Source organism: Chryseobacterium sp. 7, from assembly GCF_003663845.1.
Lineage (GTDB): Bacteria > Bacteroidota > Bacteroidia > Flavobacteriales > Weeksellaceae > Chryseobacterium.
This window is the reverse complement of record NZ_RCCA01000001.1, coordinates 3,621,112-3,636,354: the sequence shown is the minus strand read 5'-3', so window position 1 is coordinate 3,636,354 and position 15,243 is coordinate 3,621,112. Positions and strand designations below refer to the sequence as shown.

16 protein-coding genes are annotated in these 15,243 nt (G+C 33.3%); 14 read left to right on the top strand and 2 right to left on the bottom strand.

Going from position 1 to position 15,243, the window contains the following annotated elements; translation table 11 throughout:
- The first annotated feature begins 131 nt into the window (after positions 1-131).
- Genes CLU97_RS16650 through CLU97_RS16640 form a run of 3 tightly spaced genes read left to right on the top strand, consistent with a single transcriptional unit; the run spans position 132 to position 1,319 of the window.
- A complete protein-coding gene (locus tag CLU97_RS16650) occupies positions 132-629 on the top strand; it encodes a Panacea domain-containing protein (RefSeq protein WP_121488927.1) in 498 nt (165 codons plus the stop codon).
- The gene (locus CLU97_RS16645; RefSeq protein WP_121488926.1) at positions 622-1,065 is read left to right on the top strand and encodes a hypothetical protein; all 444 of its coding nucleotides are present in this window, start codon (positions 622-624) and stop codon (positions 1,063-1,065) included. Before CLU97_RS16650 ends, CLU97_RS16645 begins: the two co-directional genes overlap by 8 nt.
- A gap of 17 nt (positions 1,066-1,082) precedes the next feature.
- Positions 1,083-1,319 (top strand): hypothetical protein, encoded by a 237-nt coding sequence (locus tag CLU97_RS16640; protein WP_121488925.1) that lies wholly within the window; start codon positions 1,083-1,085, stop codon positions 1,317-1,319.
- A 123-nt stretch (positions 1,320-1,442) separates the two neighbouring features.
- Here the strand turns inward: CLU97_RS16640 and CLU97_RS16635 are convergent, their stop codons facing one another.
- Both CLU97_RS16635 and CLU97_RS16630 read right to left on the bottom strand, forming a co-directional pair.
- Entirely contained in the window at positions 1,443-1,670 is a 228-nt protein-coding gene (locus CLU97_RS16635) for a hypothetical protein (protein WP_121488924.1), read from the bottom strand.
- Between the two features lie 50 nt (positions 1,671-1,720).
- Entirely contained in the window at positions 1,721-1,897 is a 177-nt protein-coding gene (locus CLU97_RS16630) for a type II toxin-antitoxin system HicA family toxin (RefSeq protein WP_121488923.1), read from the bottom strand.
- A 130-nt stretch (positions 1,898-2,027) separates the two neighbouring features.
- On the opposite strand from CLU97_RS16630, the gene CLU97_RS16625 reads away from it, so the two are divergent.
- The 11 genes from CLU97_RS16625 (at position 2,028) to CLU97_RS23775 (ending at position 15,238) form a co-directional block, all read left to right on the top strand.
- On the top strand, positions 2,028-3,404 hold the full coding sequence (locus tag CLU97_RS16625) for a phage portal protein (protein ID WP_183084599.1): 1,377 nt from the start codon (positions 2,028-2,030) through the stop codon (positions 3,402-3,404).
- 5 nt (positions 3,405-3,409) lie between these two features.
- The gene (locus tag CLU97_RS23780; RefSeq protein ID WP_183084598.1) at positions 3,410-3,547 is read left to right on the top strand and encodes a hypothetical protein; all 138 of its coding nucleotides are present in this window, start codon (positions 3,410-3,412) and stop codon (positions 3,545-3,547) included.
- On the top strand, positions 3,544-4,452 hold the full coding sequence (locus CLU97_RS16620; protein ID WP_121488921.1) for a hypothetical protein: 909 nt from the start codon (positions 3,544-3,546) through the stop codon (positions 4,450-4,452). Before CLU97_RS23780 ends, CLU97_RS16620 begins: the two co-directional genes overlap by 4 nt.
- Before the next feature lie 12 nt (positions 4,453-4,464).
- Positions 4,465-5,829 (top strand): hypothetical protein, encoded by a 1,365-nt coding sequence (locus tag CLU97_RS16615; RefSeq protein WP_121488920.1) that lies wholly within the window; start codon positions 4,465-4,467, stop codon positions 5,827-5,829.
- A gap of 10 nt (positions 5,830-5,839) precedes the next feature.
- Positions 5,840-6,115, top strand: a complete 276-nt coding sequence (locus CLU97_RS16610; protein WP_121488919.1) for a hypothetical protein — start codon at positions 5,840-5,842, stop codon at positions 6,113-6,115.
- A gap of 2 nt (positions 6,116-6,117) precedes the next feature.
- A complete protein-coding gene (locus tag CLU97_RS16605) occupies positions 6,118-6,816 on the top strand; it encodes a hypothetical protein (RefSeq protein WP_121488918.1) in 699 nt (232 codons plus the stop codon).
- Positions 6,816-7,427: a hypothetical protein gene (locus CLU97_RS16600; protein WP_147436503.1), complete on the top strand. Its 612-nt coding sequence runs from the start codon at positions 6,816-6,818 to the stop codon at positions 7,425-7,427. The genes CLU97_RS16605 and CLU97_RS16600 overlap by 1 nt, the downstream gene beginning before the upstream one ends.
- Position 7,428: 1 nt before the next feature.
- Positions 7,429-8,010: a hypothetical protein gene (locus tag CLU97_RS16595; protein WP_147436502.1), complete on the top strand. Its 582-nt coding sequence runs from the start codon at positions 7,429-7,431 to the stop codon at positions 8,008-8,010.
- A 2-nt stretch (positions 8,011-8,012) separates the two neighbouring features.
- Positions 8,013-11,045 carry a hypothetical protein gene (locus CLU97_RS16590; protein ID WP_121488915.1) on the top strand — a complete coding sequence of 1,011 codons (3,033 nt, stop codon included), beginning with the start codon at positions 8,013-8,015 and terminating at the stop codon, positions 11,043-11,045.
- A 398-nt stretch (positions 11,046-11,443) separates the two neighbouring features.
- The gene (locus CLU97_RS16585; protein WP_121488914.1) at positions 11,444-13,546 is read left to right on the top strand and encodes a hypothetical protein; all 2,103 of its coding nucleotides are present in this window, start codon (positions 11,444-11,446) and stop codon (positions 13,544-13,546) included.
- 9 nt (positions 13,547-13,555) lie between these two features.
- On the top strand, positions 13,556-15,238 hold the full coding sequence (locus CLU97_RS23775) for a hypothetical protein (RefSeq protein ID WP_183084597.1): 1,683 nt from the start codon (positions 13,556-13,558) through the stop codon (positions 15,236-15,238).
- Positions 15,239-15,243: the final 5 nt, after the last annotated feature.

Below are 15,243 nucleotides of genomic sequence, written 5' to 3'. Positions count from 1 at the left end.
TAATTAACACACAAATAATTAAAAATATTTCTTTGTAAAAAAGTTTATGTACTTTTGTAATATATTAATTGTGTGTAAAATGTATTTTAAAATAAATACTAATTCGTAATAGTAAAATCTAAAAAATCACAATGGAAAATATCAAGAATTTAGGAAAAATAAAAGCTACCCTATTAGCGGATTTTATTCTTCAAAAATATGGCTGTATGTCACATCTTAAATTGCAAAAATTAGTATACTATTGCGATGCATACCACTTAGCTTACTTTGATGAAGAATTAATTAATGAAAATTTTGAAGCTTGGGTACACGGCCCTGTATGTAGAGATATTTATAATGATCTTAAGGATAAATCTATATTATATTCTGACATTAATAAAACTTTTGATAAAAGCACTTATAACCCTGAAAATATAGTAGAACAAGCATTGACTACTGACCAAAAAGATATTTTAAAAAATGTACTAGACGAGCTATCAACTTGGACTGGTTTAGACTTAGAAAATGCTACACACAGGGAGTTCCCATGGATTGAAGCAAGAGTAGGTTTCTCTCCAGGTGAAAAATGTGATGTTTTTATTAAAAAAGAGTCTATGAAACAGTTTTATAAAGCTGAGTTAAATGGCTAAATCTTTTTCTAAAAAAAAGCCTACATCTATTATTAAAGAAACTTTAGAAACAAAAAAATCTGTTCGTGATACATCAAGTAATTTTAAAGTTTCTTTTCAATTCCTGGACACTTCTCAAAAGTTTGGCTCTACATATAAAGATTGGCAAAGTGTAGGTTTATTATCTAAATTATTAGAAACCTTATCTGGTTACTGTTGTAAGCCATTATTAGAGCAAGTCGACGGAAGTAAATTTTCTGTTTATGGTAATTTTCCAAGTAAAGATAAAACTATGTTTAATTTTCCTGCGCACGTACCTCCTGATGCTCAATGGGCAAGGATACATATAAACGGTGCCGCTGTTGTTATTGGACATATAGTTTATGATACATTTTATGTTGTTTTTCTTGATAAAACCCATAAATTTTGGCTTACCAAAAGAGTGACGAGTAATTAAATAGATAAAAAAATAATATGAGCACAAAATCAACACTATTTTTAACTGAAGACAATGAACATTGTTATTATGAACACACAAGCCAAAAGTACGATAAAGATGGCCAGTTTTTAGGTTGGGATATAGAAATGGAGATCAGCAAGAAAAATGTCGATGTGTACGAAGATGAGGACTCTATAGTTATAACATTCAAGCCAGGCACAGATATTTATAAATACATCAAAAAAATGGATATTGAAAGCGGCATGAAATAGTATAGTTTAAAATATTAAAATTACTTACCCCGGCAAATTGCTGGGGATTTTTATATAATAAAGCCACCCTGTAAAGAGTGGCTAATTTAATAATGTAGTTAAATCTATGCGGACAATTGATTTTTAGTTTATTATATCATTATCAAGGTAAAATACTATTTCATATTTGCCTTTTAAGATATTGGGCACATTTTCATTATCGTTATATTTTTTAAGTAATTTGATGGACTTTATAATAGAGCTTTTAGCTTCCTCTACAGTTTTCCCACCTCCATATAAACCCTCTACATTTTCCGCATAAGAATTATACCAATCCGGGGTTTTTTCAATTATAACTTTTATAGTACACATAAGTACAAATTTTGATTATTTATTAATCAAGTTTTAAAACAAGGGGCTAATTAAAGCCCCATCTCCTTGATGATCTTTTTTTCAAGACCCTTACCTACTTCCTTTGAACCATGAAATGGAACAGGGTAAGTTTTGCCGTTCTTCTCATAAATGTAATGGCTTCCATCAGTTCTAATGTGAAGCCACCCGCTTTTCTTTACCATACGGTGTAATTGCCTTGACTTCATAGATCCCTACAACATTAAGAAGCAAATTTATATAATTGTATTTTATTCAGCAATTATTTATCACTGTTTTTATTTTTCAGGATAAACAGTTGAAAAAAACAGAAATACTTTTGCTATGTAGTAGATGCATATGGCAAATAGGTTTACTGAATTTTTTAATGGCAATTGGTTTAAAACGATCAAGGGAGTAGAGAATAATACTACCGTGATCAATGACCGCTTTTCTGCCAGGGATTATCTTTTAAATGCCTATGAGCGGTTTAGTGGTTCTACTCATGTTACTCCATTAAAAGAAAATAATGCTATAGAGCTTTCTTACAAAATAACCGCTATTAACATAGCTGTAGACAGAATAGGTCAGGCTTTAAATTCGGGAGTAATCTATGTTGAGGACTCTAATGGTAAAAAATTAGACAACGATCCTCTATCCAGTATTTTAAATAATCCAAATGAATTCCAGACAAGAGAAGAGTTTTATAAACAGTTTGCCCGCTTTTATTATGCTGGTGGCTATTGTTTTGTTCTACCTCAGGAAATAGCCAAACAGACTATTACAGATTCATATGGATTTAGTTCTCAGGAAAAAACTTATAGAACCATTGCAGCAAAATACCTTAATGATAAAACTGAATTTTGGTTACTTAATCCTGACGATGTAAGTACTGATTTCTCTAATGAAGTTTTAAAGGGCAATAAGGTCGCTAAGGTTCATTACTCGACTGCTTTATTCAATGGATCCACAGAGTATAAATTCTTAATTCCTTTTTACGACAATTCTGATCCTGAAAACCCTATTAAAGGCAAAAGCCGACTTTGGGCGGTCGCAAAGGATATAGAGCACATCCAGAGAGCTGATGATATTATTAAATGGTTTCAGTCTCTTTTCGGGAACATTATTGTGAGTCCTAAGCGTCCGGAGAATAACGCTAATGGCTTTTCAGGAAAAAACCTTACAGATCCAATCAACTCCGTAAATGGACATGTGACACATAAAGATGTTATCGAAGATAAGCTTAACTCAAACGTTAGGAATATTCTTGTCTCAGAGGTTGGGCTTGATGCCGTGAATCTTATGCAGTCGATAAACGAACAAGATTTAAGCAAAGACAAAAGGGAGAGCGAAGAAAAGATATTTGATTTATTCCAGATCCCACACGCTTATCGCTCACAGGCAAAATATGATAACTATTCCAATGAGATAAAAGAATGGTATGACTCAGTAATAGTTCCTTTGTCTGCAAATATAGCCAGGTCATTCGAGTCTTTTTACGGATACGACAAACAAAGAAAGAAAGTTAAATTCGATTTTTCACAAATGAGCTTCTATAAAAAGCAGAAGCATGATGATGAAAAGAGCGAAATAGAGAAGAAAAAAATTGAATTGGAGTATCAGTCTATGCAGCTGCTTGAATTGAGAACAATGCTCGCTAATGGTGAGATTTCACAAAGCCAGTTCAATAATATTCAGAATGGAATTTACAAGGATTGGGAAAATGATCAAAAATAATAGATATGAGTATTAAGGTAGATCATAATGCAATGAAGGTAATGAGTAAAGAGGAAAAGTCTACTTACCTGAATAAAATAGCAAAAACAGCCAAAGATAAAAAAGACAAGGCTATTAACGATAAAAATGTAGTGAGAAAATGAAAAGGCAAATCGTTTTAAAAGAGGGAATTATCCGGGATAAAAAAGATCTTCAAGAGTTTATCTTAAAGAGTGGTAGCCGTGAAGCTGTCGAGGCTGAAATACTGAAAGCCAGAAGAACTGAAATGCCTGTTAAGTTTACCAATACCATTGAAAATAAATACAAGGACTTTTCATTACTTCAGATCGAAGAGCGTTTTAAAAAATTCTCTGGTGAAGATTTCGGAATTGAAAAAGCTTTGATTACTCGTAATACCGACGATCTTGAAAATGGAATAATTAAAAGAGGTGTAATCGGTAATACTTACTATTGGTATGACAGCCATCAAGATGTACACGTTGGCAACACTTTTAAAAAGTCTATTTCAGATAAAAACGGAGATTTTTCCAAAACTTTTTTTATCGCAGATCATGAAAAAACATTCAGCGCCATTGCTGGATACTTGGAATCGGTAAAAGAAAAGGATGTATACTGGCGAGACCTGGGAGTTAACAAAGAAGGCAAAACAAGGGTATTATGGGCTGATGCTGTATATCGTCAAAAAGATCATAGCAAGCTTTATGATATGGTTCTTGAAAATAAGGTAGATCAATACAGCGTAGGAATGATTTATCAAAAGTATCAAATAGCCATGAAATCAGATGATCCGGACTTCGCGGATTATAATACGACTTGGGATAAATATATTAATAAACTCGGTAATCAAGATCAGGCTGAAGAAGACGGATTATTCTTCGCTATATCTGAAGCTAAACTGGATCATCTAAGTCCGGTTCTACGAGCTAGTAATATTGTCACTATGACAGTGCCAAACGAAAAAAGTGAGCCGGGGGAACCCACTCCAAAACATAAAACAGAAGAGGAGCCGCCTAACAGCACTCAGCGTATTAACAGATTATTAATTTAAACTCATTTAAAAATGAAAAAGTTTGTTTACAAGAGTGCCGAAGAGGTGGAGAAAATGACACCAGAAGAGCAAACGGCATATCTTAAAGAAAAGACAGCGCACGAGACCGCTATGACCGCTAAAATAGAAAAGCAGGAGGAGGATCTTGAAACATTAAAAACTAAACTTGACGAAGCAGAGGAAAAAGACGCTGCTACCATCAAAGAATTGGTAGACAAGGCTGAGGAAAATCTAAAAGCTTTAGTGCAACAGTCTTTGTCTAATGCTCCAGCTAAAGGAACATTAAAGGGATTCATCGGAAAAGTTGCAGAGGTTTTCAAAGATCATGGATATAAAGGTTTGAATCTTGGTGATGAAGAGGAAAAAGGATACAAAGAAGCTGAATTCAAAGTATTGAAAGGTGGAAGACCAGGGGTTGTAATTAAAGCATTTGATAGTTTAGACACTTTAACCGTAAACGACGTAGATGCTGCTACATATCCAACAAACGGTTCAACGTCTTTAGGCGAAGGATTTAAGTCTCTTTTCGCTTATTTTGTTGGTTACTTTGAAAAGCCAAGGCCTGTATCTATGATTATGGACCATGTGACATTAGAAGACCTAAGAGGCGTGCAGGTTAAAATGTGGAATGATAACGTAGTTGCAGATTTCAAGGTTTTAAAGGAATGTGAATTAAAACCATACGCTAGATACAGCGGGTCGGTACAGACTGAAGACATTAGCCATGTTGCAATTCTTTGGAGAACTACAACCTTCTTAAGAAAATGGTTCCCGGCTATTGCAAACAGAATCCGCCAAAAGATTGCCAGATTACTTGATGAGAATCTTCCAAAAGAAGTTCTAAAGAAAATCACGGAGGTTGCAGTACCTTATACACCAGTACCTAATCTAACGCCTATTGCGAATGCTAATAAGTACGACTGTATTGCTGCATCAATTGCTTCATACAAAAGACTCAATGGCGTGATGCCAAAGCTTATCCGATTCAATGAGGTTACTTGGTTTGATCTTGTAACAAATAAAGATACTACCGGAAACTATAACCACCAGAATGGTAATTCCATTGCAATGGTGACTACAGAGAATGGATCTTCTTATTTGAATTTCGCTGGTTTCAAAATCCAGTATGAACTTGACGAATCACTAACGTATGATACATTCCAGTTAGGTGACTTCTCTGAATTAAGAGTAGGTATTAACGGTGAGTTGGATTATTATGACGCATTAGGCAACACGCCTGAAGCTAACGCAGGTATTGATAGAAATATCTGGACATCCGAGCTTGTAATGTACTTCATAGCTTATCTACCGGAAAACAGAGCGTTAACTATCGTAGAAGATACGTTCACTAACGTAAAAGCATCATTAACCCTTTAATATTAATAAAATGGCAGAAAAAAAATCACCAGAAACAGTTGAAAAATTAGCCGTTCAGGAACTTACTGAAAAAGCAGGACAGGAAGAAAAAACTTTCAATGCCACTAAGAAAATTTCTGTAACAGTGACCGAAAATGTAGGGGATTATGTAACAGGTAAAGCTTACACCATGGGAGAATTCTTATTCGAATCTTTATCTGCCAAATATCCTGGAAAATTTGTAAAAGGTTCGGAAGATGATCCGTACTCAGAAATGAGAAAGAAAGCAACCGAAATTAAAAAATAACGATGGCAAACTTACTCGTAGCATCAGACTTTAATTTGTACAGCAGACAAGTTCCTGATATAGCAGGGCTTTGTCAAAGAGACGATTTTTATCAGTTATTGATAGAGAAAGAATCCGAATGCCTATCTAACGTATTGGGTGAATGCCTGTATGATGATTTAAAAGCAAATATGGAGTTTGATGCAATCGAGGAAAGGTTTAAAGTGAAAGATAATGCAGATGACAGGTGGAAATATCTTGTTTATGGGCATAAATACCAATATAATAATAATTTGCCTAATACTATAGGGTTAAATTTCGGAGGTTGTAATTGTGGATGTAATGGCGGTAATTGTGACAAACATTGGGAAGGTCTTCTGGTGGAAAATATTTACAGAGATTACAAATATCCTAATGGAAGAGGTTTCTATACTTCTTTGATCATTGACTACGTGTATTATTTCTTCCTCATTGAATTGAGAAGCAGCACAACTATAACCGGAGAAACTATTGTGAAGGCAAAGAATACGCTTCCTAGCAGCAGTATTGTAAAGGAGCACATGGCATGGAATAGTTTTGTAACAAAAACAAAGCATTGCTCACAGCAAAGCAAAGTTTCATTGTTCACCTTTTTGCGTGATCATTCAGACTTATTTCCAAATTGGTCCCCAAATAAAGATCTCACCTGTAAAGATATAACGAAAAACTACTGGAGCATATAATGTTAAGCCAATTTTTACCATATAACCTATATACACTTGCTTTGATTAAAGACTTTGATCCATCTGGAGTATTTCCGGGAACAGTTTTAAATTATGGTTACGGAGGTGATGAAAAGGAGTTCAACCAACATATTATCCGCAAAAGGAAAGAGGAAAATGCCTTTAAAACTGGATGGGAGTATGATGAATCAGGAAATAAAGTAGCCAACAAAACCGGAAGAGTATATCCAATACTATGGTTTCATTATCCTAAAGGAATTGATATGAAGTCTAATGGTATTATTAGCGGTGATATTGAGATGTTTTTCGGAGTTGACACAATAAATAATGTGTCAAATATTACAAGAGCAAAAACTACAGAAGTAAAGCTGGCTGAAATTGCTAATAGTTTTGTAGAATACTTAAGGCAGAATTCCGCAGTAAGCCTTAATGAAATTGGTCGCTATTTATATAATCAGAATATATCTGATAATATGCGTGAAAATAACGAATCCGGAACCAATAGTAAATATGTTTATCTGCTTGATGTATTATACTTTCAGATGAAAATTGAATTCAATACAGGGTGTATTGATCAGGAAAAAATTAACGAATTAAAAAATTGTAATTAATATGTCATTTATAGAAAATTCATGTGATGTGACACTTAAAAAAGTGTCGTTAGGTGGTTTGTTTTGTGGCAATAAAAAGGTAGTGAACTTTTTTATTGGTACAATGGATGTTGAGTTTTCAAAATCAACAACTCTACAACAAATATCCGATTATATCAAAGCCGGAAAGCTTATGTTCTTTCCAAATCACGATAGTATCGAAGATGCTGACAAAGATCCGCAATATGCTTCTAATACATTCCAGGAAGACATCTTCGTAGGAGGAGGAATCAAAGGCTGGAATCTTATGTGGAATCAGGGTGTATGTTTTCAGAATGAAATCGCAAAACTATATGATCTTAAAGGATATGGAGTTGGCCTTGTGATGGAAGATGGAACTGTTATCGTAAAGAGGAAGAAAAATGGGGCTTATGGGCTTTATGAAGCTTCATTCCTTGAAAAGCTCTACAAAGTTAGAACCGGAGCTGATATGGCAGGTTCGGGACTGGGGGTTCAATTGAAATATATTGCTACGAACTCTTGGCAGAGAGAATCTGCAAATATTGAATCTACTGAAATAGATTTCAGAGATGTGACGCTTTAGACTTGTTAAATGAAGATTATGAGATCAACTTTAATAAGTATGTTCAGCGATATGGTAAAAGCGGTAAATATATTGAGTTTGAGGTAAAGAAAAGGGAGAGTCAAAACAAGTTCTATGCAAGAAAAGACAAGCCTATAGATTTATTTGCCACTAAAAATATTGATAATAAAGATATTTCTCCTATAGAGCCAACTGAAGGTATATATAAAGAAAGTGATAGGACATTGGAAAGCTTCTGGTTTTATGACGGTTTTTATGATAAAGACGATCTGCTTTATTATGAAAATAATTATGGTCCGTTATTTTTTCCTACAAACCCATATTTCCCCAGAATGCGCAGAAGTGATGACAGTCAGTTAGGCGCATATTATGAGCATTTTGGAAGTAAAGTAAAATCGATTATACCTTATAAAAATAACGATATGGTATTAGATGAAGAATGGGGAACTATGCTGTATGCTGATGGTGATTATAATGATATTACTATAACCATATCAAATCTTATATTCAGATCGAGAAGAATAGAGGATAACAGTGCAAAGCCTTTTACCATGTATCTTATTAAGGGAATAGGTAATAATAGGAATAATTATCAAATGCTATCAGAAGAGGTTATAATGTCTAGTGAAGTTAATAATGAAAATGGATTTAATTGGGCTGAATTGGATATTTCAAAACATCCGAATGCCACAGGAAATGCAGAAAATAGCGAACTAATACTAACTAAAGCTAATTTTCCAAATATTTTGACTACATTAAATAGAGATGAGCACATTCGTATCATGATAAAAAATGATAGTGATTATATTTTTGATCAGGAATGTACTTTTTTCATTAAAAATACTTCATTTTCCATTAAAGCAAGTATCAATGCCGCACCTCCATCACGTAGGGTTGAATGGGTAAATTTAAAAGACGCTATAGATAAGGTAAGTGAAAATATTACCGACAATGGAATCAGGATAGAAAGTAATGTTTTGTCAACTGGTATTTTCAATCATCAATATATCACTACCGGCCAGTTTTTAAGAGGTAAGGTATTCAATCATTTTTTAGGGCAAAAGAAATTAGAGGTAAGTTTTGAGACATTGTTTGAAAAAGGCGCTTCAAAATTATTAGGTCTTGGATATGATGTGTACAATGGTAAAATTGTTGTTGAAGACTTACAATATTGGTTTAAAGATGTAGAAAGTTACGACTTTACGGATAAGGATTTTATAGAGGAAGAGACATTTTTTTCTAATGATAATGACCTTTGCTACAATAGCATAAAAACAGGAAGTAAGAAGTACTCAACACAAAGGCAAGATGATATAAAAAATTTCAATACTTATACGGAGGTTCAGACGCCTATTGTATCAAAGGGAAAAACTTTAGATCTTCAGAGTGAACTAATTATTGATGAAAAAAAGATCCAAGAACTAATATTGGATAATTCATCATCAACAAATAATAACGATGATGACACTATATTGATAGATTGCATTGAAAAAGAAGGATTTACTGATCGTGGAACATTTAAAAAGCTAAAGCATTTTAATAGTGGTGGTTTCTTATGGATTCAGCAATATGAGCAGGGATGGGATACAATACCAATTGTACCGAATCAAAACTTATCTATTATAAACAGTAGCCTAAACCAGGGCACTTATAAAATTTTAGAAATTACCCCTACTAAAATAAAACTTAATAAAACCAATAATATTGAGACAGGTGAAGGTTTTGCAGAAATTGAATACAGATTTACTTCTTCAGTAATAAAAAGTCGTGTAGGATTGGCTGATGAGGGATTTATAACAGCTATAAATGTTTTAAATCCAAATACTAGCTCAAATTTACTTCATAATCCAAAATATCAACTTGCAAGATGGTATCCTTTCTTTTCCGGAATGCTTGAAAAGAAAAAAGATACCGAGCTTTTGAAGACATTGAAGTATAAAAATAATGGAAAGGTGAAAATTGAAACAAAACCTGAATTGTACGGATTTGGCATTCGTGGAGAAATAACCCTTGAGGATAATGTAACTTTAGGAGCAATGAGATCTCAAAGAAATTCTTTCTTTACCAATGGCATGCAGACAGTTAGATTAAGCGGAGTAACATTCTATGAGTATATGAGTTTCATGAATAATTGGAGGTATGGGAAATTAGAGTCAGGTTCTTTCAATCGTGAAACATCCAGGGGCTATGTCTCTGTAAAACTTCATGATGAAATTATAAAGATTTATCCATTCGGAAACGGCAGTATAAAGTACTATAACAAGGATAATGAATTAGAAATTGCCGGAAAGATAAAAAGTAATATTCAGAGCCAAGTACCTTATATTAGGTTAAGATGGAATGATCTTTACGGGGGTACTGATGATAAATTCTGTTTACAAAATCAATGTACATATAATATTTTTGTGCAGGTTTCAGATTTGAAAAGTAATGTTGTAAGTGTAGAAATTTATAAAAAAATTAATGACGGTGATTGGTTATTGTTTACAAGCAATACTATCAATAATACTTTCAGCGATTCAGTAACCAATAAGATTCATAGTTATAAAGCTGTTTTAACCGACTCGGAAGGTAATACTTTAGAATCTAATATACTTAAGTATACTGGTGATAGCAACGGTTCCAGTATAAATGTTTTGAACCCAGGTGCTACCACACAGACTATATACAAGAGAGATAGTGGTAGTCATGGAATAGGTCAGACGAAAATAAAAGACCTTCAAATAACAACATATGATGGATCTTTCATTACAAAAATAGAGGTAAGGGGAAAATTCCATGCTATTGGTGAAAATATATGGTCAGATATAACCGAGACTTTAGACATTACTCCGAGCTCTTCAGTAACAATTAACCATCAATGGGTTTACGCATTCATGGACCCTTCTAAATATATTGGTTCTAGGGATTGGAATGGAGCAGATAGTTTATTCTGCCAGGTAAAAATATATTCTTCATCTGGTGAAGTTATAGAAATTAATCCTCCGATATATATTCCTTGGTATGCAACATATCCCGAATCTATTACATTATAAAATAAAAACGGACTGCTAATTAAAACTAGACAGTCCGGAAAGTATTTGAAGAAAGCAATTTATAATATATGCATGAGGGGAAAAATTTGTTTAACTAATAGTAAATGGCATACATTATAAATTATACAAAAAATACTTTAATGGTAAATGTGAAAAAAAAACAAAATACTACTTCTGACTGCTTTTGTCAATCACAAATTAAAGAATAAAAATATATACCATGCCATATGTTTTATTAATTTGTATAAAGACTAAATTAATAGTATTAATGCCTATTTGCTCGTTTTTTTTGAGTAGTATATTACTACATTTCTGATTACTAATAATATAAAAAATAAGCTTTAGTTTTATTTGTTTTCAGGATAAACAGTTAAACATTTGTAAAATATTTTTGTTTCATGCAAATGTTTCCTTATTTATCACCTGTAAGGTTTTACCCAAATGAAAGCTACCTTACTGATATGAATAATCCCGAAAATACTGTTTTTTGGGGTAAAAGAGCAGATATTCATTTCTTAAATGCTTACCAATTGGAGATAAACGCTATTCATCGCTTCCCTATTCCTAGTAATTGGGGTAATGCAATCTCAACAATAGGACTAAAGCTTTATTTAAGGTCTGGAAACAACGACTATCCATTGTCAGCTATTTTTGATTTATATAATGAAAAAATAAGCTGTATTACTTTTAAATGTGATGAGTTTTTATGCGGTAGACTAGTGATTAAGGATACAGGCAACGAAATACTTGTAAGTAATGAGGTTAAATTTGTTGATAGCAGCGATGGCTTAGGAAGAAAATATATTACTCTGTCGTCCAGGCATTCATATAGTATTAACCGATTCCCTTTTGATGATGAAAATTGTTGGTTTCATACTACTATTCCGGCTTATTGTTTAGGAGAAACATCTGTTGAATTAGAATTAGAACATAATCGTATAGGTGGCGTTTCTTCAAAAAAAGTAAAAGAATCTTATTCTGATTTTGTGACAACTTATGAAATAGCATCTGATTGCGACAATAATATATTGAATTTTATAGAGAATGCTGGAAGGAATAATCTATTTTTTATAGATGGAATACAAAAATCATTAAGTGAGAAAATTGAAAGGACTGATAAAAATGCAACCGGAGTATTGAAGGTTGTAAATGTTCTAGATAATGACGGAAATAATATCACATTAGATTCGACGAATATTTTTGACAACACAAAACCATTCGTAAAAAAAATATATTACAATATAGATTCTGTTGTCAATCCTAGTTTTGTACCTATTGACGAAAATAACCAAATTATTGACTTTAATACTTTAACATCTATAGGTATTCGATTCAGATTTGAATTCAATCATGCTGTTAAGGTTAAAGATGGGGTTGTAAATATTGGTCAATTATTTAGGAATGGAATTTTAGAAAGTAGCTTGACTAGTTCTGTATTATTCCCATCATCAATTATTAATACCAGTTTTATTCCAACCAATAGCTTTGTGCCAGGTGATGTTTTAACAATTAAAATTTTCGCTGATGTTTTTGAAAACTCATTGCAAATATCAAATGATATTACAGATCCGAATTTGCCTAATGTTCTGGAATTAGCAGACATTGAAATCGAAAGTGATCTTACATGGCCCGATGGAACAAAAATATTGAGAAGTGTTACTGCAAGTAGTAATCTTGCTATCTATAAAATAACAAGTGGATCGTCTGTTTTTAATACTGCAAAATCTCAATATAGTACAGATGGAATAAATTGGATTGACGGAAATACTAATCCGACTCCGAATACTATATTTTTTACCCAAATAAATACACCCGGTTGGTATTATTTAAGAGTAGAAATAACGGATATTTATAATAATAAAACATATACTAATGTATTAAGGCAATACGTCTATTCTTTTAATACGCCTGAGTGTAAGTTTCATTACATAAATGTATTTACTTTCCAGCCAACAGATTTGCTTGAGATAGAGTATTTCGGATGCAAAGAGCCCATACAAGGATCACCTCAATATGGTGTTTATAAGGCTTTTTCGGAGCTTGTAGGGGATATTCAAAATCCAACGGTTGATTTTTGCGCATTTATAGGAACTCCAATAGTAAGACTAAATGGAAATGTTATTGATGGATATATAAATGCGTTAGATACCTGTAATTACATTGAATATAATCCAGTGCAAGCAATCCCAGCCGGATATTCCAGCCCAATAGACCCCAATGTTATAGGTAGTAGTATTTGTTATACCGGAAATCAATGGACTAAAGAGGTAAAGTTATCCGGACATCCTTCATCAAATCCATTTATATTTTTAATGGACGGTGTTACTCCTGCAACGCCAGGTTATTTGTCGTCTTTCGATAGCGGAGGTGCTTCTGGGTTTAATAGTAATGGAATTAGATGGATAAGATTTGCAGGATTACCAGGCGGTAATGTTATTTATGATGTAAACCCAGTAACTGGACAGATAACTGGAGTATCACAAACGTATAATTGTATTTAATAATAAAATATGGCATTTGAAATAGGAAAAACAAGTAGCGGTGCTAAATATGTGATTGGGAATAATGGAAATACTGTTTACCTATCACAAGCAGGGATAAAAATAAAAAATGAACTAATAGCAGGGGCTAATAAATATGTCGTTTATGTTCTTAATGTAACTGATGTAATATACTCAGGACCGTTAGATTCTTTGTTATACAATGGAGGTTCTATAAGTAGTGATCCGAAGGTTGCAATTGATTTTTTAGTTTCTGAGGGATGGGTAAATTTTAAGCCAGGATCAAGTGGAGGAGGCGGCACATTTGATCCTTCTGCATATGACTTGGCCGCATTTAAAAACCAGAGCCCTGATCCTTTTGCGCAGGAATCTGATTTGTTGAACAAAGCAGATTTAGTTGGTGGAAAAGTTCCGGCTTCACAGCTTCCGAGTTATGTTGATGATGTAATTGAGGGAGTTAATTTAGCAGCTTTTCCTGTTCCTGGTGAATCTGGAAAAATATATTTGGCTTTAGATACTAATAAAATTTATAGATGGTCTGGAAGCGCTTATATAGATATGACTCCTGGTGAAGCTGACACCCTGCAAACAGTAACAACAAGAAATCCTGTAACAACCAATACTATTACGGTAGCAGGTATTAAAGCTACGGCATTACAAGGTGACTCAACTTATACGAAGCAGATTATAGCAAAGCCAGATGGTACTTTTGGGTGGGAAGATAAAACAAGTTTAACTACAGCGGGAGGAGTAATACCATCTATAAAAATAATAGATTATACTCAAGATGCCACAAACTATATCTTGAGAGTATCATATACTTATGGTCAAGCAGCCCCTTCTCTTCCATTATTTGAGGTCAGAATACATTCTGCTCAACTGCTAGCTCAAAACATTACAACTCAAACGGACGGATTAAATCAAACAACTTCAACTTTATCTAACGTTATTAAAAATGGTTTTGTAACTAGCATTCTTATTCCAAAGGCGTCAAACGCATCTCCTATATGGAACAATGATATTGCAGGAGTCATGGTTACATTATTAGGAGTAGATAATGGAGATGGAGGAGCAAGTTCAACCAAGATTGTTAGAAGAGTAGTTTCAGATATGGATTTCATAGGTAATATGAGACCTAAACAAACATTACTAACTTCAGGAACGAATATAAAAACTATAAACGGTACTTCTTTACTTGGAAGCGGTGATATATTGACTAATCCTATATCAACGATTTTACTAACGAATTCAGGTGCTTCTTTAGGTGCTTTAAATACTAATACTACTGTAGATATTAATCTTAATACTAGTTCTACTTGGGTAGTGAATACATTAGCTTCTAAAACAGGTGCTACGGTATCAGAATTAATATCTGCTGCAGGAAATATTTTAGATACATCAGACAAAAATTTAAATATTTTTAGAATAGTACTTGAAGTTTCATACGCTGGGGGCGGTGCTGACGGTACTTTAGAGGCTTCAATTGTTAATCCTAGCGGAGTGGTTATTGATCAGGATATTAAGGGAATTAACATAGATGGAGTTGCCGCAACCAATCAAAGATTATCATTTAGGTTTTTTGCTGTGAAAACATCTGATAATACTGCTGGATATACGCTAAGACTTAGAAGTGGTGCAAAATCGCTTACTGCTTATAGAATAGTAAACATTCTTAGAAATAATAATAATTAAAATTT

Coding starts and splice junctions, on each gene's coding strand:
- CLU97_RS16650 (WP_121488927.1), top strand. CDS start 132: ATGGAAAATATCAAGAATTTAGGAAAAATAAAAGCTACCCTATTAGCG.
- CLU97_RS16645 (WP_121488926.1), top strand. CDS start 622: ATGGCTAAATCTTTTTCTAAAAAAAAGCCTACATCTATTATTAAAGAA.
- CLU97_RS16640 (WP_121488925.1), top strand. CDS start 1,083: ATGAGCACAAAATCAACACTATTTTTAACTGAAGACAATGAACATTGT.
- CLU97_RS16635 (WP_121488924.1), bottom strand. CDS start 1,670: ATGTGTACTATAAAAGTTATAATTGAAAAAACCCCGGATTGGTATAAT.
- CLU97_RS16630 (WP_121488923.1), bottom strand. CDS start 1,897: ATGAAGTCAAGGCAATTACACCGTATGGTAAAGAAAAGCGGGTGGCTT.
- CLU97_RS16625 (WP_183084599.1), top strand. CDS start 2,028: ATGGCAAATAGGTTTACTGAATTTTTTAATGGCAATTGGTTTAAAACG.
- CLU97_RS23780 (WP_183084598.1), top strand. CDS start 3,410: ATGAGTATTAAGGTAGATCATAATGCAATGAAGGTAATGAGTAAAGAG.
- CLU97_RS16620 (WP_121488921.1), top strand. CDS start 3,544: ATGAAAAGGCAAATCGTTTTAAAAGAGGGAATTATCCGGGATAAAAAA.
- CLU97_RS16615 (WP_121488920.1), top strand. CDS start 4,465: ATGAAAAAGTTTGTTTACAAGAGTGCCGAAGAGGTGGAGAAAATGACA.
- CLU97_RS16610 (WP_121488919.1), top strand. CDS start 5,840: ATGGCAGAAAAAAAATCACCAGAAACAGTTGAAAAATTAGCCGTTCAG.
- CLU97_RS16605 (WP_121488918.1), top strand. CDS start 6,118: ATGGCAAACTTACTCGTAGCATCAGACTTTAATTTGTACAGCAGACAA.
- CLU97_RS16600 (WP_147436503.1), top strand. CDS start 6,816: ATGTTAAGCCAATTTTTACCATATAACCTATATACACTTGCTTTGATT.
- CLU97_RS16595 (WP_147436502.1), top strand. CDS start 7,429: ATGTCATTTATAGAAAATTCATGTGATGTGACACTTAAAAAAGTGTCG.
- CLU97_RS16585 (WP_121488914.1), top strand. CDS start 11,444: ATGCAAATGTTTCCTTATTTATCACCTGTAAGGTTTTACCCAAATGAA.
- CLU97_RS23775 (WP_183084597.1), top strand. CDS start 13,556: ATGGCATTTGAAATAGGAAAAACAAGTAGCGGTGCTAAATATGTGATT.